Below are 23,349 nucleotides of genomic sequence, written 5' to 3' on the forward strand. Positions count from 1 at the left end.
CGTCGCCGGAGCCGCTGCCGCCCGAACGTAGGATGGACGGGTGAAAGCGCGCTCGGCGATCGTCTACTCGGTGCTGCGGCTGCTGGCGTTCCTCGTCCCGTTCGGCATCATGATGCTGTTCCCGGTGCTGCGGGAGTACTACTGGCTGGCGGCGATCTTCGCCGCGCTCATCGGCCTGAGTCTGTCGGTGCTGTTCCTGCGCAAGCCGCTCGAGGAGGCCACATCGGGTCTGGCAGAGCGCCGCGCGCGGGTGCGCGCCGAGGCCAGCGACGAAGCCGCCGAGGATGCCGCGACCGACGCCGCCGGCACCGACGGCGACGGCGCCGCGAGCACCGACGCCAGGGGCACCGACAGGCCCGACGCGCGCCCCTGACATCGGCATCCCCGCCCGGCGGCATCCTCTCTCCTCCGCCATGTCCCGGCCCTTTCCGCATGCGCTCAACAGGTCAACCGCGCCTCCACAGGAGATCGGAACGATCAAGCGTCCTGCAGAACGCCCCTCGTCCTGCGGACGCATCAAGGACAGGCGGCACCCGCACCGACACGCCCGACGCGCGCCCCTGACGTCGGCATCCCCACCCGGCAGCATCCTCTCGCTGCCACACCCGGGCCCTTCCGCATGCGCTCAACAGGTCAACCGCACTTCCACAGGAGATCGGAACGATCACGCGTCCTGCAGAACGCCGGTCGTCCTGCAGGACGCGTCAGGGACGGGCGGCCCCGCAGCGACGCCGCCGGCCGCCGCACCGACGCCGCCGGCGCCCGCACCGACAGGCCCGACGCGCCCCTGACGTCGGCATCCCACCCCGCAGCATCCGCTCTCCCTGCCACACCTCGGCCCTTCCGCACGCGCTTAACAGGTCAACCGCGCCTCCACAGGAGATCGGAACGATCAAGCGTCCTGCAGAACGCCGGTCGTCCTGCAGACGCGTCAGGGACGGGCGGCCCCGCAGCGACGCCGCCGGCCCCAACACCGACGCTGGCGGCACCCGCACCGACACGCCCCACGCGCGCCCCTGACGTCGGCATCCCCACCCCGCGACATCCTCTCCCTGCCACGCCGCCGACCCTCGGGCATGTGCTCAACAGGTCAACCGCGCCCCCACAGGAGATCGGAACGATCAAGCGTCCTGCAGAACGCCCGTCGTCCTGCAGGACGGATCAGGGACGGGCGGCTGCCACCCCGCAGCGGACGGGGTCAGCGGCCGGCGGCCAGCTCCCGGAATGCGGCGAAGGCGGCGTTCGGCACCCGCTCAAGCCCCTGATCGGCGCCACGGACGAGGTCCACGAGCCCGAACTCCCGGAACCACTCATCCGGCTGCTTGTGGTCGAAGCGGTACAGCCAGTCCACGAGGGTGAAGAACGGGAACCAGGTGTAACCGACCAGGTCGTGCCCCTCGGTCCGGAGCGCTGTCAGCTCGGCGACCGAGTCGCGCAGCCATTCGAGCTTCTCGTCGGGCGTTCCCACGAGCGAGGTCTCGGTGATGGCGAGCGGGCCGCCGTACCGGGCGGAATAGAGCTCGACGAGGTCGCGCAGTCCCGCGGCGCCCGATCGCACCGGCGTCATCACGCCCTTCTCGAGGCGGGCGGTCGTGAAATGCGGGTAGTAGTTGATGCCGATGACGTCCGGGGTGACGGCGTTGTCGCGGAACCATTGCAGCTCCGCCGGCGATACGCCGTGCGAACGGAGCCACGCGCCCAGCACCGACTCGTCCGCCACCCGACCTGTGATGAGGTCGAGGGCGACGAAGCGTCGCTCCTCGAGGAACTCCCGAGACACCGGGGACGTCTCCCCCTCGTAGCGGAAGCCTGCGTCCACGTGCACGAACACGGCCTCGGGATGCACCGCGGCGATCTCCTGCTGGGTGCGCACCATGCCCCGCGCCAGCTGCATCGTCACCTTCACGAAGCCGTCTTCGCCCGACATGTACGGCGGCCAGGCAGCGTTCTGACCACACCACTCGGCGTTGACCACCGGCTCGTTCAGCGGTGTGAAATCCGACCAGACGTCCTGATACCGCTCGGCGACGGCGCGCGCGTACGCTGCCACGCGCTCGGGGTAGTGCGCGTTGAGGAACGAGTTGTCGAGCCAGGGCGGTGTGCCGTAGTGCATGAGGTCGACGATGCACCGGAGCCCGAGCTGCTGCATCTTCTCGGCCACACGGTCCAGCCACGTCCAATCGAACCGCCCCGGCGCCGGTTCGACCAGGTACCACGGGACTCCCCACCGGAGGAACTCCGCGCCGCTGGCGGCGACGAGCTCGAGGTCGGCCTCCCACCGCGCGTAGTGCTGGGTGAGCTCGTATTCGTCGAGCTTGCGGTGCCCGGGCTTCTCCTGCGGGATGAAGGTGTCTTCGATGCCCACGCCGTAGCGCAGGCGGTCGTCGTGGTACCAGCGGGCGCCGCTCATTCGGCATCCTTTCTCGCGTCCAACGCGGAGGTCACTTGAGCCCGGTCGTGGCGATGCCGGCGACGAAGCTCTTCTGGATGAGGAGGAAGAACACGATCACGGGAAGGAGGGCCAGCAGCGACCCGGCCATCAGGAGTCCGTACTCCACCACGTGCTGCCCCATGAACAGCGCCAGTCCTGCGGGCAGCGTGGATGTCTGCACCTCGGACGACATGACCAGCGGCCACAGCAGGTCGTTCCAGTTGTATTGGAAGTGGAAGAGCCCGAGCGTCAGCAGTGCGGGCTTGGCGAGCGGCATGATGATGCCCGAATAGATACGCCATTCGGATGCCCCGTCCACCCGCGCGGCCTCTTCCAGATCCTTCGGCAGCGACAGGAAGAACTGCGTGAGGAAGAAGATGCCGAACGCGTTCGTCATGCGCGGGATGATGAGGCCCGGCAGCGTGTTCGTCAGCCCCATGCCGTTGAGCATGTCGTACAGCGGGATCAGGGTGACCTGGAACGGCAGCATCAGCAGGAGCAGGATGCCGACGAAGACGATTCCGCGTCCCTTGAACGGGATGCGCGCGAGGGCGTACGCGGCCATCGAGTCGAACAGCAGCGAGATGAGGGTGACGCCGCCGGCGAAGATGATGGTGTTCACGTAGAGCTGCGCGAACGGAATCCGGTTCCAGACCTCGATGAAGTGGTCGATGGTGAGCTCCCGCGGCCACAACGTGGGCGGGTAGGTCACGATGTCCACTTCGGGCTTGAACGCGGTGAACACCATCCAGATGATCGGCAGCAGCATCAGCAGCCCGATGAGGACGGACGTGATCCCGAGCAGCCAGCTCGCGGCGCGATGCGCGCGCTGGGCGCGGCTCCGGCGGGAGCCGGGGCGTCGCCGGGCAGCGGCCTGATCGTCTTCGACGGTGGGAAGGGCGGTGGCGGTCATCAGTAGGTCACCTGCTTCCGGCGGAGGTAGCCGAACTGAATCATCGAGAGGATGAACACGAAGATCAGCAGCACGAACGAGATGGCGGACGCGTACCCGAAGCGCAGCTCCTGGAAGCCCTCGCGGTAGATGAGCATCACGAGCGTCTCGGTCTTGAAGAACGGGCCGCCACGGGTCATGACGTAGATCTGGTCGAACGCCTGCAACGTGGCGATGAGCGCCAGCACCATCACCAGGAGCGTCTGGTTCGACAGCAGGGGCAGCGTGATGCTGCGGAACCGCTGCCAGGGTCCGGCACCGTCGAGCCGTGCGGCTTCGTACATGTCGACGGGGATCGACTGCAGGCCGGCGAGATAGATGACCATGTAGAAGCCGACGTTCTTCCACACGCCGACCAGCATCACGGCCGCCATCGCGTAGCGCGGGTCGCTCAGCCAGCCCTGCTCGGGCACGATGCCTACGAAGCTCAGCCAGTACGACAGCAGCCCGATGTTGGGGTCGAGCAGGAACGACCAGGCGATCGCGATGATCCCGAGCGAGACGATGAACGGCAGGAAGATGGCGGTGCGGGCGAATGCTCGGCCCCGGAAGGCCTGGTTCAGCATGATCGCGAACAGCAGGGCCAGGATGACGGTGACCGGCGTCACCACCAACGCGTACACCACGGTGTTCGTGAAGGCGTTCCAGAAGGGCGCGGCCTGGAACAGCTCCACGTAGTTCGACAGCCCGATGAACTCCGCCGCCCGGATGAGGTTGTAGTCGGTGAACGACAGGTACACGGCCTGGATCATCGGGTACAGCGTGAACGCGATCAGGATGATCAGCGACGGGGTGAGGAACAGCCAGGCGGTGAGGGCGCGGCGTCCTCCTGAGCGCAGACGGCGGCGGTGCGGAGCGGGCCCCGTGTCGGCCGCGGCGGCGACGACGGTCGTCGTGGTCATGGGAAGTCCTCCCGCGGGCGGACGGTCCGCAGACCGCCCGCCCGCGCATCCGGTTACTTGTCGAGCTCGGCCTGGACGTCGTCGGAGGCCTTCGTGAAGATCTCCTCCACGGTGCCCTCCCCGTTCAGGGCGCGCTGGAGGGCCGGAGTGAACACGGTCTCGAGGATGGGACCACCGGCGGCGATGCCCGGCATGAGCACGCGCGCGCTGTCGGCGACGTCGGGGGCACCGAAGATCGCCGGGTACGGGCTCTCCGTGATGTCGCCCGAGACGTCCGAGCGCGTGGGCGGGAAGCCGGAGCCGTTGGCCCACGTGATCTGCCCGTCGGGAGAGTTCCAGTACGCGAAGAACTTGTACGCGGCGTCCTTGACCTCGTCGCTCGCGTTGGACGGGATGCCCATCGAGACGACGTCGGCGAGCACCGCGTCGTCCGAGGGCCCGGCGAACGGCTTGGCGAGGCCGTAGTTGAGCCCGGCGTCGTCGAATCCGGTCGTCATCCAGGGTCCGACGATCTCGATCGCGGCCTTGCCGGTCTGGAACAGCTTGTCGGCGTCAGCGCCCGAGAGGCCGATCGGCGCCGCCTTCTGGTCCTTCACGAGGTTGACCCAGAAGTCGAGCGCCTCGATCGACTCCGGATCGCCGAGCGTCGACGTCTTGCCGTCCTCCGAGACGATCCCGCCGCCGGTCCCCCACAGCAGCGAGGGGAAGATGGGCACGGTCTCGTGGTCGGCGAGCGCGATCGCGTAGACGTCGGGCTTGCCGTCGCCGTTGCCGTCGGTGGAGAGCTTCGGCACCATCGCGGCGAACTCGTCCCATGTCGTCGGCGGGGCCTCGGGGTCCAGGCCCGCCGCCGTGAACAGGTCCTTGTTGTAGTACATCATCATCGTGGCGTAGTTCACCGGGACGCCGTAGTTCTTGCCGTCGTACATGGATGCCTCGACCGCGGCCTGCGTGAGCGCGCCGGCGTCGTTCGCCGAGTCGTCGTACCAGTCGTCCACGGGCATGAACATGCCCTCGTCGGCGAACTGGGGCATGCGGGTCGCCGACATCGCGATGATGTCGGGTCCGTTGCTGCCGGCGACCGAGGTGAGCACCTTCTGGTAGAGGGTGTCCCACGGCATGATGTTGGTCTTCACCTCGATCTCGTCCTGCGAGGCGTTGAAGTCGTCGACCACCTGCTGGAGCGCAGGCCCGTCGGGCCCTGTGAAGCCGTTCCAGAAGTCCAGGACGATCTTGCCGTCGCTCGTGGTGTCGTCGCTTCCGCCGCTGCCCTGCCCCGCACATCCGGCGAGGACCAGGCCCGACAGTGCCAGGGTCGCGCCGACGGCGACGACGCTGCGTGCTCGCCCGCGGCCGGTGAAGCGGTGTCCATGCTGTGTCTTCATCGATCTTTCTCCTTCGAGTGCCGTTCAACGTTGAACGATGGGGTCGAAGACTGTTATACATGACCGGTAATCGTTGAACAAGGCATCGAGCTTGTGAGAGTGTGATCGCCGGATAACGAGAAGGGCGGACGAATGACTCGGACGACGCTCAAAGACGTCGCCGCGCGCGTCGGCGTCTCGGCCAAGACGGTGTCGAATGTCGTCAACGGCACAGGCTGGGTCACCGACGAGTTGGCGGCCCGGGTCCGCGCGGCCATCGACGAGCTCGGCTATCGCCCCAACGTCGCGGCCCGGCAGCTGCGCAGCGGGCGCAGCCGCATGATCGCGCTCGCGCTGCCGGAGCTCAGCCAGCCGTACTTCGCCGAGCTCGCCTCGGAACTCGTCCGCGCCGCCCAGGAGCGCTCCATCACCGTCCTCGTTCACCAGACCGACGGGCGTGCCGACACGGAGCGGCGCATCAGCGACGGCATCGACGCCCCCGTCATGGACGGCCTCATCATGAGCCCGCTGGCCCTCGGAGCGAAGGACCTGAACAGCCGCATCGATCCGACGCCGCTCGTCCTGCTGGGCGAGCACATCGGCGACGGCGGGTTCGCCCACGTCACGGTCGACAACACCGCGGCCGCCGCGCACGCGACGGAGCATCTGCTCTCTCTCGGCTGCCGCCGCATCGCTGCCATCGGCGCTCAGAGCACCGGTCCCAATGAGACGGCAGTGCTGCGCCTTGCCGGCTACCGTGCCGCGCTGGAAGCGGCCGGTATCGGCTACGACGAGCGGCTGGTGTTCGAGGTCGACGAGTTCCACCGGGCCGACGGGGCGGCCGCGGCTCGGCGCATCCTGGACTCCGGCATCCGACCCGACGGAATCTTCGCCTTCAACGACCTGCTCGCCCTCGGCGCGATGCATGTCCTCGTCACTGCGGGGGTGCGGGTGCCGGACGACGTCGCCGTCATCGGCTTCGACGACATCGAAGAGGGGCGCTACAGCACCCCCGCCCTCAGCTCGATCTCACCCGACACGCCGGCACTGGCCCGGCTCGCAATCGACCTGATCTATGCGCAGCAGCCGAGACCCGGCATCCACACCGTGGGATTCACCGTCGCACACCGTGCGAGCACGAAAGGACCCGACCGATGACGAGCGACGAAGCAGTCGAGGCGGCCGCGCAGGACGGAACGTATCCTCGTCCCCAACTCGTGCGGCGGCGCTGGCACGACCTGTCGGGGGAATGGGATTACACGCGCGACGACCCGCAGACGTCGCGGATCGACGATGTGACGTTCGACCGGCGCATCACCGTCCCGTTCCCGCCCGAGTCGCCGGCCTCGGGGATCCACGAGACCGGGTTCACACCGTGCGTCTGGTACCGGCGCACCTTCGGGCGCGCGGAGCTGACCGCCGCGGGGCTGGACGAGACCCGCGCCCGCATCCTGCTGCACTTCAGCGCCGTGGACCACGACGCGTCGGTCTGGGTCAACGGCCGGCTGGTGGCGACGCACTCGGGCGGCCAGTCGCCGTTCTCGGCCGACATCACCGACGCCGTCGAGCCCGACGGGGAGAACGTGCTGGTCGTCCGCGCCGTCGATGCGCCCGACGACGTGTCGATGCTGCGGGGAAAGCAGGACTGGCGCGAGCGTCCCCACGCGATCTGGTACCACCGCACCACCGGGATCTGGCAGCCGGTGTGGCTGGAGTGCGTGCCCGCGGCGGCGATCGAGGCCCTCACCTGGCGCACCGACCTGCCCGCCTCGACCGTCGAGCTCGAGGTGGACCTGGCGGGCCCCGTCCCCGCCGACAGCCGGCTCCGCGTCGAGCTCGCACACGAGGTAGAGTCTCTGTCCGAGGTCCTGGTCCGCACCGGCGGGAGCCGCCACGTCGCCGTGCGCCTGGTGATCGCCCGGCAGCGCAACGGCCAGGCGTATGAAGAGCTGCTGTGGAGCCCGTCGCGTCCCACGCTGCTCTCGGCATCCGTGATCCTCGAGGACGCGGCGGGCACGCCCCTCGACACGGTGGGCAGCTACGTCGGCCTCCGCTCGGTCGAGGTCGCCGCCGGGAAGGTCCTCCTCAACGACCGGCCGCTCTCGGTGCGGGCGGTGCTCGCCCAGAACTACTGGCCCGAGACGCACCTGGCGGCCACGGCGGAGATGCTGCGGCGCGAGGTCGAGCTGATCCTCGCGCTGGGCTTCAACACCGCCCGCGTGCACCAGAAGGCCGAGGATCCTCGGTTCCTGTACTGGGCGGACCGCCTGGGGCTGATGGTGTGGGCCGAGACCGCCAACGCCTACGCGTTCGACGAGCGCGCGATCGCGAACCTCGTCGGAGAGTGGACGGCGCTGGTCCGGCGCGATCAGTCGCATCCCGCTGTCGTCGCGTGGGTGCCGTTGAACGAGAGCTGGGGTGTCCAGCACATCTCACACGACCCGCGACAGGCCGCGCTGAGCCGGTCGATGGCCGACCTCACACGCGCCCTCGACGGCACCCGCCCCGTGATCTCCAACGACGGATGGGAGCACACCTCGTCGGACATCTGGACGGTCCACGACTACGAGCCCGATCCGGGTGTGCTGGCGGCGCGGTACGGAGACGCCGCGCGGCTGCGCGAGATGCTGGCCGGGTTCGGTCCGGCCGGAAGGCGCATGTCGGTGGGAGGGACGGCCCCGGGCGCGCCGGTGATCCTCTCGGAATTCGGCGGCGTGAGCCTGGAGACCGACGGCGCCGACGACTGGGGCTACTCCTCTGCCAGCGACCCGGCGGCCTTCGAAGCGCAGGTCACCGCGATCCTCGCTGCCGTGCGGGATGCCGCGCCACTGGCGGGGTTCTGCTACACCCAGCTCACCGACACCGGACAGGAGACCAACGGCCTGCTCTACGCCGACCGCTCCCCCAAGTTCCCGGTCGACCGGATCCGCGCCGCCGTCCGCGGCGACCGCGCGTAGCCGCGCGCGGCGGCATCCGTCGTCAGCCGATGAACGCCCACATGAGGAACGCGCCGTAGGCGACGGAGGTGAGCGAGGTCAGGCCGAGTGCGACCACGAGCTCGCGGGGCTCCCGGTAGGTCCACACGATGAGGATCGCGGGCAGCCCTGCCAGCAGCGCCAGCAGCGTGAGCCACGCGATCGGGTAGCCCACCCACGCGAGGAAGACCGCGATGAGGAAGGCGATCAGCAGGAACACCGAGAACAGCCAGCGCGTCGCGGTGCGGCCGATCAGCACGGTGAGCGTCTTCTTGCCCGCGGCGCGGTCCTGGTCGATGTCGCGGAGGTTGTTGGCCGACAGCACCGCGCACGCGATGAGCCCGGCGCCGACGGCGCCGAACCACGCCTCCTGCGGCAGCGCGAGCGCCTGCACCCACGTCGTGCCGAGGGTGGCGACGAGGCCGAAGAAGACGAACACGAACAGCTCCCCCAGGCCGTAGTAGCCGTAGGGGCGCTTGCCGCCGGTGTAGAACCAGGCGGCGAGGATGCAGACGGCGCCGGCGGCGATGAGCCACCACTGCTGCGTGCGGATGGTGATCGCAAGCCCCGCCAGGGCGGCGATCGCGAAGAACGCGAGGGCGACGATCAGCACGGTCCGCGGCTTCGCGCGGCGGCCGGCGGTCAGACGCGCGGGCCCGACGCGGTAGTCGTCGGTGCCGCGGATGCCATCGCTGTAGTCGTTCGCGTAGTTCACGCCGATCTGCAGCGACACCGAGACGATGAGGCAGAACAGCGCGATCACCCAGTGGAAGACGTCCGAGACGAGGATGGCGGCGCCCGTGCCGATGAGGACCGGGGTGATCGCCAACGGCAGGGTCCGCAGGCGTGCCGCGCCGACCCAGTCGCGCGCCGTCGCCCGGGGGACGCGTGCGGGGTCGCGCGAGACGCGCGCCTTCTGAGGGTTCCCGCGCGGGTGCTGCTTCTTGCGGGCGGCGGTCTTGCGCTTCTTGCTCGGGGTTCGTGCCACGAATGCACATCTTAGAGCGCCCTCCGATGGCATCCCTTCCCCTCGCGCGCAACCCCTGGCGCGCGAGGGGCGGCGCCACGCAGGATGAGCCCATGCTGAGCATCGGATCGACCGTCCTCACCGTGGAAGACATCCAGCGCGCCGGCGACTTCTGGCGGGCCGCGCTGGGCTACGTCAACCGCAACGAGCCGAGCGAGGACTGGGTCATCCTCGACCCTCCCGGCAAGAAGCACTGGAGCGCGCCGGGAGCCAGCCTCGCGCTCTCGGTGACGGGATACCCGCAGCACTATCCGCCCCGGATCCACCTGGACCTCTACGCCGACGACCAGCAGGCCGAGATCGCCCGCCTGCTCGCGCTGGGCGCGCGAGAGGTCGACTGGCACGACTACCCCGCGGACGCCGACTGGGTCGTGCTCGAAGACACCGAGGGCAACCGGTTCTGCGTCGTGGACACCGGCGGTCCTTCCGACGACCCCGACCGCGCCTGACCGGCACGCCGGCGAACCACGCGCCGCGGCATCCGGCCCCGCTCGGTCAGCGCAGCGCGAGGACGGCCGCCGGTCAGTGCAGCGCGGGCACGGCCGCCGGTCAATGCAGCGCCGGCACGGCCGCCGGTCAGTGCAACGCGCGGACGGCGCGCCGGATCGTCTCGCGGTCGGGCTTGCCCGACGGCAGTGTGGCGAGCTCGTCGACGAGCACCAGCCGGGCCGGCCGGGCGTGCGCGCCGATCTCGGCCTGCACGGCCGCTCGCGCCTCTTCCAGTTGCACCGCTTCGCTGCGGCGCAGCGCCTCGCCGCGGGAGGCGACGACGACGGATGCCTCACCCCAGCGCTCATCGGGAACCCCGACCACGACGGCGGTGTCCAGGCCCGGGATGCTCCGGACGATCCGCTCGACGCGGTCGAGCGACACGTTGATGCCGCCCGACACGATGACGTTGTCGATGCGGCCTCGCACGCGCAGCACCCCGTCCTCGAAGAGCCCGGCATCTCCCGTGCGGTACCACCGCGTGCCATCGGGTTCGCGCGGGAAGGCGGCGGAGGTCAGTGCGTCGTCGCCGAGATACCCCTGCGCGAGCGTCGGACCCGCGATCTGCACCTCGCCGTGCTCGATGCGCACCTGCACGCCTCGCAGCGGGATGCCGTCGTACACGCAGCCGCCGCTGGTCTCGGTGGAGCCGTACGTGCGGACGATGCTGACCCCGGCCGCTTGCGCGCGCTCGAGCGTCGCTGCCGGAAGAGCCTGGCCGCCGATGAGGATGGTGCGGAACGATCGCAGCGCCGACAGCACCGCGGCATCGTGCTCCGCCGCGTCGAGGAGCTTCGACAGCTGCGCGGGCACGAGTGAGGTGAAGGTCGGGATGCGCTCACCGTGCTCGGTCGAGGCCATCATGAGCGCGGCGGCGGCGAAGGCCTGCGGGGTGAAGGCGCCGGAGAGAAGGGCGGGCTCGCGGTCGGCGATGATCGAACGCACCAGCACCTGGAGTCCGGCGACGTAGCCGGCGGGGAGGGCGAGCAGCCACGCGCCGTCGCCGATGCGGTCGGCGGTGGCCAGCGCGCTCGCGGTGAGCGCGTCGCGGCCGAGCAGGACGCTCTTCGGGATGCCGGTGGAGCCCGACGTCGTCACGACGACCGCTGTTCCGGCGGGCACGTCGCCGGGAAGACCGGTCACCAGGCCCAGGCCGAGGGCGGGACCGGCACCATGGAGCGCGCCGCGCAGGGCGCGCAGGATGTCACGGGGATCGTCGCCGATGACCGGTTCGAGCTTCATCAGAAGTGCCAGGGGTAGGGCGACCAGTCGGGCTCGCGCTTCTGGAGGAAGGCATCGCGGCCCTCGACGGCTTCGTCGGTGCCGTACGCCAGACGCGTCGCCTCTCCCGCGAACACCTGCTGGCCGACCAGGCCGTCATCGACGGCGTTGAACGCGAACTTCAGCATGCGGATCGCGGTCGGGGATTTGGTGAGGATGGTGCGGGCCATCGCGATCGCCTCCCGCTCCAGGTCCGCGTGAGGCACGACGCGGTTGACCGCCCCCATCTCGTACGCGCGCTGGGCGGAGTACTCCTCGGCCAGGAAGAAGACCTCGCGGGCGAACTTCTGCCCGATCTGGCGGGCGAAGTACGCCGAGCCGTAGCCGGCATCGAAGGATCCGACGTCGGCGTCGGTCTGCTTGAACCGGCCGTGCTCGGCCGAGGCGATGGACAGGTCGCACACCACGTGCAGGGAGTGGCCGCCACCGGCAGCCCAGCCCGGGATCACGGCGATGACCACCTTGGGCATGAACCGGATGAGCCGCTGCACCTCGAGGATGTGCAGGCGTCCGGCGCGGGCCGCCGCTTCGGCGGGCACAGCCGCCTCGTCGTCGGAGTACTTGTAGCCGTCGCGTCCGCGGATGCGCTGATCGCCGCCCGAGCAGAACGCCCAGCCGCCGTCCTTGGCGCTCGGCCCGTTCCCGGTGAGGAGCACTACGCCGATCCTCGGATCCTGACGGGCCACGTCGAGCGCGCGGTACAGCTCGTCGACGGTGTGAGGCCGGAAGGCGTTGCGCACTTCCGGGCGGTCGAACGCGATGCGCGCGATGCGGCCGTCGCGCGAGACGTGGGCGGTGATGTCGGTGTAGCCGCCGTCGGGGGCACCGGGCGCGGGCATCCACTCGGCTTCGTCGAAGAGTTCCGAAACGCTCACCCGGCCAGCCTACGACCCGGTCCGGCGGGCGCGTCACGCCGGCGCATGCCACGCATCGTCATCTCGAATCGGACACCGGCGCCCGCGAACTAGCCTGGACCGGTGACCTCGACTCTTCGCGCCGCGGCCGCCGCCACGGCATCCGCTGCCCTGCTGCTGACCCTCGCCGCCTGTTCGTCGCCCGCACCCGAACCCACCCCGAGCGCCACTGAGACGAAGTCGGTCGTCGTGCTCGACAGGGCCTGCGCCGATGATTCCGGCGTCACGGTGGCCATCGACGCTTCGGCCCTCGAAGACGGCGACAGCAAGGCCTGGTGCATCGGCACCGACGAGAACCTCGCCGCCGCTGACGCGCTCACGCTGGTGAACGTGACCACGGAAGGCACCGACGAGTACGGCGACCAGGTGGTGTGCCGCGTCAACGGCGTGCCGGCCGAGGACGTGGCGATTCCCGCCGAGGACGGCTCGGACTACTTCGAGACGTGCCAGTCCATGCCCGCCGCGTTCGCGTACTGGTCGATCTGGACCAAGCCGGCCGGGGGCGAGTGGGGATACGCGCAGGAGGGCTTGTCGACCCTGCAGCTGGCACCGGGCGACGCGCTCGAGCTGCTGTTCACCCTCAACGGCGAGCCGGCCGCGCCGGCGTCATGACGTTCCGGCCCGGGCCCCTCCGTGCCGCGGCGGCTCTCGCCGCCGGGTTCGTGGTGGCTCGCGTCGTCTACCGCGTCCTCTTCTCCGGCGCCGGCGGTGAGGGGGTCGTGCTGCTGCCGCTGCCCGCGATCCGCCTGCCCGCGCCGTTCTCGCACGTCGTCATGCTCGGGCCCGTCACCCTCGACGGCCTGTGGGATGCCGCCGCCAGTGCTCTCCCGATCGCTTTGACGATCCTCGCTTTCGGGGTGCTCAGCGCTGTGGTCGACGTACACCGCGCGCTCGCGCGCTTGTCGCGGCGCGGACCGCTGAGGGGCATCGCCCGAGCGCTGACGATCGCGTGGGCGACGCTGCCGTCGCTCGCGGAGGGCGCCCGGGCGGTGCGCTTCGCTCAGCGGCTGCGCGGCGAGCGCGGCGGCGCCCGGATGCTGCTGCCCCTGCTGGAACGCACGCTCGAGCGCGCCGGGACCCTCGCCGCGGCGCTCGAACTGCGGGGATTCGCCGGCCGCGGCCTCGACGGGGATTGCCTGGCGCCGGTTCGCGCCGAGGACGTCGAGATCGGATGGGGGTCCGGCGCGGACTCGCTCCGCGGCATGCGCCTGCCGGCCTCGCTCACGCTCGAGACGGGCACTCTCACCCTCCTGGCGGGAGCCACCGGCGCGGGCAAGACCACCCTGCTGCGCGCGCTCTCCGGGCTGCACACGCACGCCGACGGGGGCTGGATCCGGGGCTCGCTGCGCGTGGCAGGTCACGACCGCGCCGCCGTGCCGCCGCGCGATGTCGCGCAGCGGGTGGGCGTCGTGCTGCAGCATCCGCGCGAGGCGTTCCTGACCGAGCGCGTGCGGGATGAGATCGGCCTGGCACTGGAGCTGCGCGGCGTGGCGCCGGTGATCGTGGCCGCGCGCGTGACCGAGATCGCCGATCGAGTCGGGGTGACGGAGCTTCTCGACCGGCCGACGCGCGGCCTCTCGGCCGGCCAGGCGACGCTCGTGGCGATCGCCGCGGCCGTCGTGGAGCGCCCGATCCTGCTGCTGGTCGACGAGCCGCTGGCAGACCTGGACGCCGACGCGCGGCGGCGGATCGTGCGACTGCTGGACGCACTGTCACACGAGGCGGGGATGTGCGTCGTCGTCGCGGAGCACCGCGTCCAGGCGCTCACCGACGTGGCCGACACCGTGCTGCGCATCGAGGACGGCGTCGTGAGCCGGGTGGCGCAGCCGGCGAGCGGGGACGGTTCCGGTGCTCCGAAGCCGCCGCCGCTCAGGTTGCACGCCGCCGCGCTCGAAGACGCTGAAGTCGTCCTGCGCGCCCGGGACATCACGGTGCGACACGGCGACACGGTCGCCGTGGCGAGCGCCGATGTCGACCTGCGCGCAGGGCGCATCGTGGCGCTGATCGGGCCGAACGGCGCGGGCAAGTCGAGTCTGCTCGGCGCGCTCGCGCTGCCCCGACGGGGCATGGAGGTCGAGACGACCGGGCGGATCGCCCTGGTGCCGGATGCCTCGGACGACCTGTTCGTCTCCGACACCGTCGTGGCCGAATGCCGCCGCGCCGACCGGATGGCAGCTCGCCGGCACCCGTCGCGACAGCGTTCCGATCCGAACGCGGGGCGGGCGACGACCCAGCGGCCCGCGGTTCGGGGGACGGCCGAGCGGTTCGCGGGGTTCCTGGGCCTGGATCCGGGCGGCGCCGAGTTCACGGCGCGCCTGGCTCGGCATCCGCGTGATCTGTCCGCCGGAGAGCGCCGGTGTCTCGCCCTCGCGATCCAGCTCGCGGGCGCTCCGCGGGCGCTGCTCGTCGATGAGCCGACGCGCGGCCTGGATCCCGCCGCGCGGGAACTGGTGCGGCGCGCCCTGGGCGGCTTCGCCGCGGCGGGAGGCGCTGTGCTGGTCGCCTCGCACGAGCCCGACGTGGCCCGCCAGGCCGACGCGGTCCTCGGGATGCGCGGCGGAGTCATGTCGGAGTCGGTCTCTGCGACCGTCGGCGCAGTGGCGCGCGGGACCATGACGCAGGCAGAGCCACCGGCGCCCGGCATCCCGCGCCGGAATACCGGGGGCGTACCGGCGGCGGCGTCGGATCTGCCTGAGTTGTGGGCAGCAGGAGGAAGCCCGCCCCGTCGGGGATCCGGCGCCCGGCAGGATCTCCGGCGCGCACCGGCCAGGTCACGGCTGTGGGCGCCCGCTGGACTGGCCGCCGCGAACCTCGTCGCCCTCGGGGCGTTCTGCTGGCCGCTGGTCGCCACCGCGGTGCCGGCCCAGGCGCACGCCGCCGTGCCGGTCGCCGCGCTCGCGCTCGTTCCGCTCGCAGCGCTCGTGGTGATCGCGACGCTCGACGGCAGCGTCCGGTCGGCCCACATGCTGGCCCTCCTCGGAACGCTCGCCGCCATCGGCGCGGCGGTGCGCATCGCCGGCACCGGGGTGGGCGGCGTGGAGGCGGTGTTCATCCTGCTGATCCTCGCCGGGCGCGCCTACGGCGCGCGATTCGGGATGCTGCTGGGCATGGCCACCATCGCCCTCTCCACCGTCATCACCGGCACGATCGGGCCCTGGACGCCGTTCCAGATGTTCGCGTGCGCATGGGTGGGCGCGGTCGCCGGGCTGTTGCCGGGCCGTGAACCGCAGCGTGGCGGCCGGCCCCTCCCGGCCGGAGAGATCGCACTGCTCAGCGCCTACGGCATCCTCGCGTCGTACGCCTTCGGCCTGCTCATGAACCTGTGGTTCTGGCCGTTCGCCGTCGGCTCCGGCACCGGGATCTCCTACGACGGCAGCGCGCCGCTGCCGGTCAACCTCGCGAGCTTCCTGATGTACTCGCTGGTGACCTCGACGCTCACATGGGACACCCTGCGCGCGATCACGACGGTCCTCGGGCTCGTCGTCGTGGGCCGGCCGATCCTGGCCGCGCTGCGGCGGGCCAAGCCGCTGGCATCGCGCGCGCAGCCGAGCGCCGCGCCGCGAAAGCACGCACCTGCCCTCTCGTGACGGTCATCTGGCGGGAGTCCCGCGCCGATCGAGTGCACGACTTCCCGCCCAACGCACGGGATGCTGACGGCCGAAAGTCGTGCACTCGACAAGAAGCCGTGCACTCGACGGTAAGTCGTGCGTTCAGGGCGCGGGCGGCGGCCTCGGCGGCGGCCGCGACGGCGACGAGCACTCCGGCTCAGACCGAGAAGTACTTGGCCTCGGGGTGGTGGAACACGAACGCGTCGGTGGACTGCTCGGGATGCAGCTGCAGCTCCTCGCTGAGCTCCACGCCCATCCGCTCGGGCCGGAGCAGCTCGACGACCTTCCGGCGATCCTCCATGTCGGGGCATGCCGGGTAGCCGAGCGAGAAGCGGGCGCCCCGATACTCGAGCTTGAACAGGCCCGCCGTCTCGGTCGGGTCCTCGGCCGAGAATCCGAGCTCGGAGCGGATCCGCGCGTGCCAGAACTCGGCGAGCGCCTCAGTCAGCTGCATCACGAGGCCGTTGAGCTCGTAGTAGTCGCGGTACTTGTCCTCGGCGAAGAGCTGGGCGGTGACGGAGTCGATGTGCGCGCCGGCGGTCACGAGCTGCACCGGCAGCACGTCGACCTGGCCGGAGTCCCGCCCCCGGACGAAGTCGGCCAGGCACAGGTGCCGGTCGCGGCGCTGCCGAGGGAAGTGGAAGCGCAGACGATCCGCCCCGACCTCCCCGCCCGAGCCGCGGTCGGGAGCAAGGAGCCCGGCAGCGCCGAGCACGCCGGCCGGATCGTCGCCGTGATGCAGCACGACGACGTCGTCGCCCTCCGACACGACCGGGAAGTACCCGTATGCGACCGAGGCGTCCAGCATGCCCTCGGCGAGGATGCGGTCGAGCCAGTAGCGCAGGCGCGGCCGTCCCTCCGTCTCCACCAGCTGCTCGTACGACGCGCCGTCCTCGCCGCGCCCCGGCTTCAAGCCCCACTGCCCCATGAACGTCGCCCGCTCATCGAGGAACGCCGCGTAGTCGTGCAGCGCGATGCCGCGGACGATGCGCGTGCCCCAGAACGGCGGTGCCGGCACGGGATTGTCGGATGCCACATCCGAACGTGCCGGCATGGCTTCGGGCTCGGTGAGCGTGAGCTTGGATCCGGCCGCGTGCCGTCGCTTCTTGAGTGCGGGCAGTCCGACAGCGGCGGGATCGGCGCCGCGGGCGATCTTCACGAGCGGCTCCATGAGCGCCAGGCCCTCGAACGCGTCGCGCGCGTAGCGCACCTCGCCGTCGAACAGACCCGCGAGGTCGTCCTCCACGTACGCGCGCGTCAGCGCGGCGCCACCGAGAATCACCGGCCACTTCTTGGCCAGGCCACGCGCCTGCAGCTCCTCGAGGTTCTCCTTCATCACGACCGTGGACTTCACGAGCAGTCCCGACATCCCGATGACGTCGGCGTCGTGCTCCTCGGCGGCGGCGATGATGTCGGCGATCGGCTGCTTGATCCCCAGGTTGATGACGTCGTAGCCGTTGTTGGTGAGGATGATGTCGACGAGGTTCTTGCCGATGTCGTGCACGTCGCCGCGCACCGTCGCCAGCACGATGCGGCCCTTGCCGGAGGCATCCGACTTCTCCATGTGAGGCTCCAGCAGTGCCACGGCGGTCTTCATGACCTCCGCCGACTGCAGCACGAACGGCAGTTGCATCTCGCCGGCACCGAACCGCTCGCCGACGACCTTCATGCCTTCCAGGAGATGGTCGTTGATGATCTGCAGCGGCGTGAGCCCACCCTCGCGCGCGAGATCCAGGTCGGTCTCCAGGCCCTTGCCCTCGCCGTCGATGATGCGGCGCTCGAGACGCTCGCCGATGGGGAGCGCAGCGAGCTCGGCGGCGCGCTGGTTCCGCAGGGCTGCGGTGTCGACGCCGGCGAAGAGGTCGAGCATGCGCGCCAGCGGGTCGTACGTGACGTTGCCGTCGGCGTCGTACTCGCGGCGATCCCACACCAGGTCGAGAGCCACCTTGCGCTGCTCCTCGGACAGGGAGGCCAGCGGCACGATCTTCGCGGCGTCGATGATGCCGGATGTGAGGCCGGCCTCGACCGCCTCGTGCAGGAAGGCCGAGTTGAGCACGCTGCGTGCTGCCGGGTTGAGTCCGAACGAGACGTTCGAGACGCCGAGCGTCGTGTTGATCCCCGGGTACTTCGCGGTGATGCGGCGGATCGCCTCGATCGTCTCGATGGCGTCGCGCCTGGTCTCCTCCTGCCCGGTCGCGATCGGGAACGTCAGGCAGTCCACGATGATGTCGCTGACACGCAGCCCCCACTGACCGACGAGCTCGTCGACCAGCCGCGACGCGATCTCGACCTTGCCGTCGGCCGTGCGCGCCTGGCCCTGCTCGTCGATGGTGAGCGCCACCACCGCGGTGCCGTGCTCCTTGACGAGGGGCATGATGCGGCCGAAGCGCGACGTCGGACCGTCGCCGTCCTCGTAGTTCACGGAGTTCACGACCGGCCGGCCGCCGATGAGTTCGAGCCCCGCCCGGATCACGGCGGGCTCCGTGGAGTCGACGACCAGGGGGAGGGTCGAGGCGGACGCCAGGCGAGAGACCACCTCGCGGATGTCGGCGACGCCGTCGCGTCCGACGTAGTCGACGCACACGTCCAGCAGGTGGGCGCCGACCCGGATCTGGTCGCGGGCGATCTCGACGCAGTCGTCCCAGCGCTCCTCGAGCATCGCCTCGCGGAACGCCCTGGAGCCGTTCGCGTTGGTGCGCTCGCCGATCGCCAGGTACGAGGCATCCTGCTGGAAAGACACGTGCTGATACAGCGACGCGACACCCGGATCCTCGGTCGTTGAGCGAGCGAAGCGAGACGAAACGCCCCGAGGCCCTGCGGAGCGCTCGTCCCGTTTCGTCTCGGTCGCCGGCGCTCCCTCGCTCAACGACCGGGAGGAGGGCACAGCTCGGAGCTCGGCCAGCCGCTCGACGACCGCGGCGAGGTGTTCGGGCGTCGTGCCGCAGCATCCACCCACGAGTGCGAGCCCGAACTCGCGGACGAACTGCTCGTGCGCGGTCGCCAGCTCTGCGGGGCTGAGCGGATAGTGCGCGCCGTCGGCGGTGAGCACCGGCAGGCCGGCGTTGGGCATGCACGCGATCGGGACCGTGGCGTGCTTGGACAGGTGGCGCAGGTGCTCGCTCATCTCGGTGGGGCCGGTGGCGCAGTTCAGACCGATCGCGTCGACGCCGAGCGGCTCGATCGCCGTCAGTGCGGCGCCGATCTCCGAGCCCATGAGCATGGTGCCGGTGGTCTCGACGGTCACCTCGACGAAGATGGGCAGACGGATGCCTCGGCTCACGATCGCCTGGCGGCACCCGTTGATCGCCGCCTTCGTCTGAAGCAGATCCTGCGAGGTCTCGACCAAGAAAGCGTCGGCGCCGCCGTCGATCAGCCCCTCGGCCTGCAGCGCGAACGTCTGCTTGAGGTGGTCGTACGTGGTATGGCCGAGGCTGGGGAGCTTGGTGCCCGGTCCCATCGAACCCAGCACCCAGCGCACCCGGCCGTCCGAGCGCTCGGCGGCTTCGACGCGCTCACGGGCGATGCCGGCGCCGGCGGCGGCGAGCTCGGCGATGCGGTCGTCGATGCCGTAGTCCCCGAGGTTCGACCAGTTCGCCCCGAAGGTGTTCGTCTCCACGGCATCGACCCCCACCTCGAGGTAGGCGTCGTGGATGGCCGCGACGACGTCGGGGCGCGTGACGTTGAGGATCTCGTTGCAGCCCTCGAGGCCGGCGAAATCGGTGTCGATCGACAGGTCGTGCCGCTGCAGCATCGTGCCCATCGCACCGTCGGCGATGACGACGCGCTCGCGCAGGGTGTCCAGCAGCCGCTGCGACCGCTCAGGCCGCGGCACACCCTCGATGTCGAGAGCGAACCGGGGTGCGGGCGGCGCGGAAGTCACCCGCGCGATTTTAGCCGCGGCATCCCCGTGTCTTTCCGTTCGTGACGCCCTGCGGCACCCCCAAGTACCGCGAGACTTCATCCGGGCGCCCAGACTTCGTCCGGCGACCGCTGTTTCGGCGCTCCGATGAAGTCTCGCGGAACCGGCCGCGGGGCGGCATACCGCAGTCAGGTACCGCGAGACTTCATGCGGGCGCCGAGACTTCATCCGCCGACCGCTGTTTCGGCGCTCCGATGAAGTCTCGCGGATCCGCCCGCCCGGGCCCGCCCGCCAACCGCCCGCCGCGCCCAGCGGGATGCCGGGGTCAGGCGTTCTTGGCGTCGCGCCAACGCAGCCAGGCGCGGACGCGGTCGTAGTCCCAGTCCGGGCCCTGGAAGGCGAGGGTGTAGAGGCGCACGCCGGCGTCGTAGAGCTCGTCGGCGAAGTCCTCGCCGCGCTGGTGCAGCTCGTTGGAGATCACCAGGTCGCTCGTGTCGCGCTCCTCGCGCTCGGCCCAGCGCTCGATGACGTCGAGCTTGTGAGGCAGCTCGTCGGGTCGCACGAAGCTGTGCCAGATGTCGGCGTGACGGGCCACCAGGCGCAGCGTCTTCTGCTCACCCTTGCCGCCGATCATCACCGGGATCTCGCGCGTCGGCGCCGGGTTCAGCTTCTGCCACCGCGCCTCGATGCGCTCGAGGCCGGCGGCGAGGTCGTCCAGGCGCGAGCCCGCAGTGCCGAACTCGTAGCCGTACTCCTCGTAGTCGCGGGCGAACCAGCCCGAGCCGGTCGCGAAGATGAAGCGCCCGACCCCGTTCTTGGCCGAGATGTGGTCGACGGTGCGCGCCATATCGGCCTGCAGGTCGGGGTTGCGGTAGCTGTTGCAGTTCACCAGGGCGCCGAACTCGACCCGCTCGGTCTGCTCCGCCCAGGCCGCCAGCATCGTCCACGACTCGAAGTGCATGCCGTCGGGGTCGCCTGACAGCGGGAAGAAGTGGTCCCAGTTGAAGAGTACGTCCACTCCCATCTCCTCCAGGCGGAGGACGGCGTCGCGGAAGGCGGCGTACGGGGCGTGCTGGGGCTGCAGCTGTACGCCGAGGCGCACAGGAGTATCGAGAAGGGGCATGGGGAAAGACTATGGCCGCCGCGAGTCGCCCCGGCGCGCCCGGCCCGCCTTGATGGCGGCATCCGTCGTATCCCAGACGGCGACACCCGCGATCACGAAGCCGACGATGATCGACAGGATCGCACCGACCTCGGCGCCGCCGTCGGGGATGATCGTGGGGAAGAACTCCGGGTTGATCAGGCGTCCCTCGAAGAGCAGCCACAGCGCGGGCACCGCGACGACGAGATTGAGGATGCCGTTGACCACGGCGAGCCCGACGGTCCAGCGTCCGACGGCGTACACCACGACGGCGAGCGCCGCCTCGAGCGCCATGACCAGGAACAGGCCGGTGATCCACCAGGGCCACAGACCCGGGTCGAGGAACGGCAGCCCCGGTTCGGTGGGCACGAGGCCGACGAAGCGGTCCCACAGCACGACGCCGACCATGATGGCGAGGAAGCCGAGCGAGGCGATCATGTCACCCATGCCCGCGCCGCGCTGTCGCGGCTCCGGCAGACGGTCGGGCGTCCACGGCCCGGCATCCATCGTCTCGTGGCCGGTGCGCTCCAGGATGACGAACACGAGCGTGGTCCAGAACGCGATGTGCACCACCACGCTGAGGAGGATCGGCACGAGCGCCCCGACGATCTCGCCGAACGATGCGCCGTCGAGCACCATCGCCAGCGACACCCCGAACACCGTGCACAGCGGCACGATCCACAGCAGCAGCTTCAGCAGCCGCCACCAGTCGAGGAAGTAACGCGGGCCGACGAGCCACAGCGGGCGGTCGGTGTACTGGGCGGCGAGCTTGTCGGGGTCTCCGAGGTCGGTGAGCACGGCCCACTCGGCGGCCTGATGCTCTTCACCTGCCTCCAGGCGCGCGTCGATCTGGTCGTCGATGGAGGCCCGCAGCTCGGCAGCGAGGTCGCTGCGCTGGCTCTCGGGGACGGTCCGCATCGCAGCGTCGACGTATCGGTCGGTGAGGGTGGTGCTCGTGTTCATGTCAGTCCTCCTGGGGAAGGTCGTCGATCGCGGCGGCGATCGCGCGGAAGTCGTCGGTGAGGGCGCGCGCCAGGCGTGCGCCGGCAGCACTGGTGCGGTAGAACTTGCGCGGGCGGGACTCGTCGGTGTTCCACTCGCTGGTGAGGAACCCCTGCTTCTCGAGCCGCCGCAGCAGCGGGTACAGCGTGTTGGCGTCGGTGGCGAAGCCGCGCCGGCCGAGCTCTTCGAGCAGGCCGTACCCGTACCCCGGCTGTGCGAGCAGCCGCAGGCAGGCGAGCACGACGGTGCCGCGACGCAGCTCCTGCAGGTGCGTCTCGAGGATCTCGGATTCGCTCATGCGTCACACCATACTGTGTGTCACACACTATCGTCAAGCGCACTATGACGTGACCAGCCAACGTTGTCGCGCTGGGGCGAACGCGACCGGGCAGACTGAAGCGGTGACACCGCTCCCCCTTCCGGCCCTCGACGACCTCCTCGGCACCGCGCGCGTCGTCGCCCTTCCGCTGGCGACGCGCTTCCGCGGCATCGACGTCCGCGAAGCCCTGCTCTTCGAAGGCCCGGAGGGGTGGGCCGAGTTCTCGCCGTTCACGGAGTACGGCGACGCCGAGGCAGCGACGTGGCTCGCCGCCGCCATCGAGGACGCCTGGATGCCGCGACCGGCGCCGTTGCGCGAGCGCATTCCGGTCAACGCCACGGTGCCGGCGGTGGCCGCGGCATCCGTCCCCCGTGTGCTCGAGAGGTTCGACGGCTGTCGCACCGCGAAGGTGAAGGTCGCCGAAGCCGGCCAGACACTGGCGGACGACATCGCGCGCGTGCGCGCTGTGCGCGAGGCGATGGGGCCGGAAGGCCGGGTGCGCATCGACGCCAACGGCGGCTGGAACGTGGACGAGGCCGAGCGCGCCCTGCACGCGCTCGCCGAGTTCGACCTCGAGTACGCCGAGCAGCCGTGCACGACGGTCGAGGAGCTCGCCGAGCTGCGGCGACGGGTGAAGTACATGGGCATCCCGATCGCCGCCGACGAGAGCGTGCGCAAGGCGGCCGACCCGCTGGCGGTCGCGCGAGCCGGCGCCGCCGATCTGCTCGTGATCAAGGCCCAGCCCCTCGGCGGGGTACGCCGGGCTCTGGAGACCGTGGCTGAGGCCGGTCTTCCGGCGGTGGTCTCGAGCGCGCTCGACACCTCCGTCGGCCTCTCGATGGGAGTGGCACTGGCCGCGGCCCTTGCGGACCTCGACTACGACTGCGGACTCGGCACGGCCTCGCTGTTCACCGCCGACGTCGCCGACCCGCCGCTCGAACCCGACGCCGGCTCACTGCCCGTCGGCCGCATCACCCCGGTTCGCGCGCTGCTCGACGAGCACGCGGCATCCACTGATCGCGTGCACTGGTGGCGGGAGCGGCTCGCCCGCTGCCACGCGGTGCTGCAGGGCGGGCGCTGAGCCG

The 23,349-nt window shown here is 70.6% G+C and carries 18 protein-coding genes; 7 read left to right on the top strand and 11 right to left on the bottom strand.

Going from position 1 to position 23,349, the window contains the following annotated elements; translation table 11 throughout:
* The first annotated feature begins 40 nt into the window (after nt 1-40).
* Entirely contained in the window at nt 41-373 is a 333-nt protein-coding gene (locus tag C9992_RS06840) for a DUF4229 domain-containing protein (RefSeq protein WP_106814850.1), read from the top strand.
* A gap of 825 nt (nt 374-1,198) precedes the next feature.
* Here C9992_RS06840 and C9992_RS06845 read toward each other — a convergent pair.
* From C9992_RS06845 to C9992_RS06860, 4 genes are read right to left on the bottom strand one after another with little or no spacing between them, the layout of a single operon-like run.
* Entirely contained in the window at nt 1,199-2,410 is a 1,212-nt protein-coding gene (locus tag C9992_RS06845) for a family 1 glycosylhydrolase (RefSeq protein ID WP_106814851.1), read from the bottom strand.
* Between the two features lie 31 nt (nt 2,411-2,441).
* The gene (locus C9992_RS06850; protein ID WP_235008084.1) at nt 2,442-3,344 is read right to left on the bottom strand and encodes a carbohydrate ABC transporter permease; all 903 of its coding nucleotides are present in this window, start codon (nt 3,342-3,344) and stop codon (nt 2,442-2,444) included.
* Nucleotides 3,344-4,285, bottom strand: a complete 942-nt coding sequence (locus C9992_RS06855; protein ID WP_106814852.1) for a carbohydrate ABC transporter permease — start codon at nt 4,283-4,285, stop codon at nt 3,344-3,346. Before C9992_RS06855 ends, C9992_RS06850 begins: the two co-directional genes overlap by 1 nt.
* 53 nt (nt 4,286-4,338) lie before the next feature.
* Complete coding sequence (locus C9992_RS06860) at nt 4,339-5,670, bottom strand: ABC transporter substrate-binding protein (RefSeq protein ID WP_106814853.1); 1,332 nt, start codon at nt 5,668-5,670, stop codon at nt 4,339-4,341.
* Between the two features lie 132 nt (nt 5,671-5,802).
* On the opposite strand from C9992_RS06860, the gene C9992_RS06865 reads away from it, so the two are divergent.
* Together C9992_RS06865 and C9992_RS06870 are read left to right on the top strand one after the other, a co-directional pair.
* Complete coding sequence (locus C9992_RS06865; protein WP_106814854.1) at nt 5,803-6,807, top strand: LacI family DNA-binding transcriptional regulator; 1,005 nt, start codon at nt 5,803-5,805, stop codon at nt 6,805-6,807.
* Nucleotides 6,804-8,606 (top strand): glycoside hydrolase family 2 protein, encoded by a 1,803-nt coding sequence (locus C9992_RS06870; protein ID WP_106814855.1) that lies wholly within the window; start codon nt 6,804-6,806, stop codon nt 8,604-8,606. Before C9992_RS06865 ends, C9992_RS06870 begins: the two co-directional genes overlap by 4 nt.
* A 22-nt stretch (nt 8,607-8,628) precedes the next feature.
* Here the strand turns inward: C9992_RS06870 and C9992_RS06875 are convergent, their stop codons facing one another.
* The gene (locus C9992_RS06875; RefSeq protein WP_235008086.1) at nt 8,629-9,612 is read right to left on the bottom strand and encodes a 1,4-dihydroxy-2-naphthoate polyprenyltransferase; all 984 of its coding nucleotides are present in this window, start codon (nt 9,610-9,612) and stop codon (nt 8,629-8,631) included.
* A 92-nt stretch (nt 9,613-9,704) separates the two neighbouring features.
* Between C9992_RS06875 and C9992_RS06880 the strand changes: the two genes are divergently transcribed.
* On the top strand, nt 9,705-10,100 hold the full coding sequence (locus C9992_RS06880) for a VOC family protein (RefSeq protein ID WP_106814857.1): 396 nt from the start codon (nt 9,705-9,707) through the stop codon (nt 10,098-10,100).
* Nucleotides 10,101-10,227: 127 nt separating this feature from the next.
* Here C9992_RS06880 and C9992_RS06885 read toward each other — a convergent pair whose 3' ends face one another.
* Nucleotides 10,228-11,382, bottom strand: coding sequence for an AMP-binding protein (locus C9992_RS06885; RefSeq protein WP_106814858.1), 1,155 nt, complete (start codon nt 11,380-11,382; stop codon nt 10,228-10,230).
* Nucleotides 11,382-12,260, bottom strand: coding sequence for a 1,4-dihydroxy-2-naphthoyl-CoA synthase (locus C9992_RS06890; RefSeq protein WP_235008154.1), 879 nt, complete (start codon nt 12,258-12,260; stop codon nt 11,382-11,384). Before C9992_RS06890 ends, C9992_RS06885 begins: the two co-directional genes overlap by 1 nt.
* Before the next feature lie 138 nt (nt 12,261-12,398).
* On the opposite strand from C9992_RS06890, the gene C9992_RS06895 reads away from it, so the two are divergent.
* Nucleotides 12,399-12,947 (top strand): hypothetical protein, encoded by a 549-nt coding sequence (locus C9992_RS06895; protein ID WP_106814860.1) that lies wholly within the window; start codon nt 12,399-12,401, stop codon nt 12,945-12,947.
* Entirely contained in the window at nt 12,944-15,922 is a 2,979-nt protein-coding gene (locus tag C9992_RS06900; RefSeq protein ID WP_106814861.1) for an ATP-binding cassette domain-containing protein, read from the top strand. The genes C9992_RS06895 and C9992_RS06900 overlap by 4 nt, the downstream gene beginning before the upstream one ends.
* 178 nt (nt 15,923-16,100) lie before the next feature.
* Here C9992_RS06900 and C9992_RS06905 read toward each other — a convergent pair whose 3' ends face one another.
* The 4 genes from C9992_RS06905 to C9992_RS06920 all read right to left on the bottom strand — a co-directional run bounded on the left by C9992_RS06905 (nt 16,101) and on the right by C9992_RS06920 (nt 22,243).
* Nucleotides 16,101-19,823, bottom strand: coding sequence for a methionine synthase (locus tag C9992_RS06905; protein ID WP_106814862.1), 3,723 nt, complete (start codon nt 19,821-19,823; stop codon nt 16,101-16,103).
* Between the two features lie 304 nt (nt 19,824-20,127).
* Nucleotides 20,128-20,925 (bottom strand): LLM class F420-dependent oxidoreductase, encoded by a 798-nt coding sequence (locus tag C9992_RS06910; protein ID WP_106814863.1) that lies wholly within the window; start codon nt 20,923-20,925, stop codon nt 20,128-20,130.
* 9 nt (nt 20,926-20,934) lie between these two features.
* Nucleotides 20,935-21,906, bottom strand: a complete 972-nt coding sequence (locus C9992_RS06915) for a permease prefix domain 1-containing protein (RefSeq protein WP_106814864.1) — start codon at nt 21,904-21,906, stop codon at nt 20,935-20,937.
* A gap of 1 nt (nt 21,907) precedes the next feature.
* Complete coding sequence (locus tag C9992_RS06920) at nt 21,908-22,243, bottom strand: PadR family transcriptional regulator (protein WP_106814865.1); 336 nt, start codon at nt 22,241-22,243, stop codon at nt 21,908-21,910.
* Nucleotides 22,244-22,346: 103 nt separating this feature from the next.
* Between C9992_RS06920 and C9992_RS06925 the strand changes: the two genes are divergently transcribed.
* Nucleotides 22,347-23,345 carry an o-succinylbenzoate synthase gene (locus C9992_RS06925; protein WP_235008088.1) on the top strand — a complete coding sequence of 333 codons (999 nt, stop codon included), beginning with the start codon at nt 22,347-22,349 and terminating at the stop codon, nt 23,343-23,345.
* The last annotated feature ends 4 nt before the right edge of the window (nt 23,346-23,349 follow it).

The sequence above is a fragment of the Microbacterium timonense genome, assembly GCF_900292075.1.
Lineage (GTDB): Bacteria > Actinomycetota > Actinomycetes > Actinomycetales > Microbacteriaceae > Microbacterium > Microbacterium timonense.

Bases quoted from the DNA above. Each gene is read 5' to 3' on its own strand.
- C9992_RS06845 (WP_106814851.1), bottom strand. From the start codon at position 2,410: ATGAGCGGCGCCCGCTGGTACCACGACGACCGCCTGCGCTACGGCGTG.
- C9992_RS06850 (WP_235008084.1), bottom strand. From the start codon at position 3,344: ATGACCGCCACCGCCCTTCCCACCGTCGAAGACGATCAGGCCGCTGCC.
- C9992_RS06855 (WP_106814852.1), bottom strand. From the start codon at position 4,285: ATGACCACGACGACCGTCGTCGCCGCCGCGGCCGACACGGGGCCCGCT.
- C9992_RS06860 (WP_106814853.1), bottom strand. From the start codon at position 5,670: ATGAAGACACAGCATGGACACCGCTTCACCGGCCGCGGGCGAGCACGC.
- C9992_RS06865 (WP_106814854.1), top strand. From the start codon at position 5,803: ATGACTCGGACGACGCTCAAAGACGTCGCCGCGCGCGTCGGCGTCTCG.
- C9992_RS06870 (WP_106814855.1), top strand. From the start codon at position 6,804: ATGACGAGCGACGAAGCAGTCGAGGCGGCCGCGCAGGACGGAACGTAT.
- C9992_RS06880 (WP_106814857.1), top strand. From the start codon at position 9,705: ATGCTGAGCATCGGATCGACCGTCCTCACCGTGGAAGACATCCAGCGC.
- C9992_RS06885 (WP_106814858.1), bottom strand. From the start codon at position 11,382: ATGAAGCTCGAACCGGTCATCGGCGACGATCCCCGTGACATCCTGCGC.
- C9992_RS06890 (WP_235008154.1), bottom strand. From the start codon at position 12,260: ATGCCCGCGCCCGGTGCCCCCGACGGCGGCTACACCGACATCACCGCC.
- C9992_RS06900 (WP_106814861.1), top strand. From the start codon at position 12,944: ATGACGTTCCGGCCCGGGCCCCTCCGTGCCGCGGCGGCTCTCGCCGCC.
- C9992_RS06910 (WP_106814863.1), bottom strand. From the start codon at position 20,925: ATGCCCCTTCTCGATACTCCTGTGCGCCTCGGCGTACAGCTGCAGCCC.
- C9992_RS06915 (WP_106814864.1), bottom strand. From the start codon at position 21,906: ATGAACACGAGCACCACCCTCACCGACCGATACGTCGACGCTGCGATG.
- C9992_RS06920 (WP_106814865.1), bottom strand. From the start codon at position 22,243: ATGAGCGAATCCGAGATCCTCGAGACGCACCTGCAGGAGCTGCGTCGC.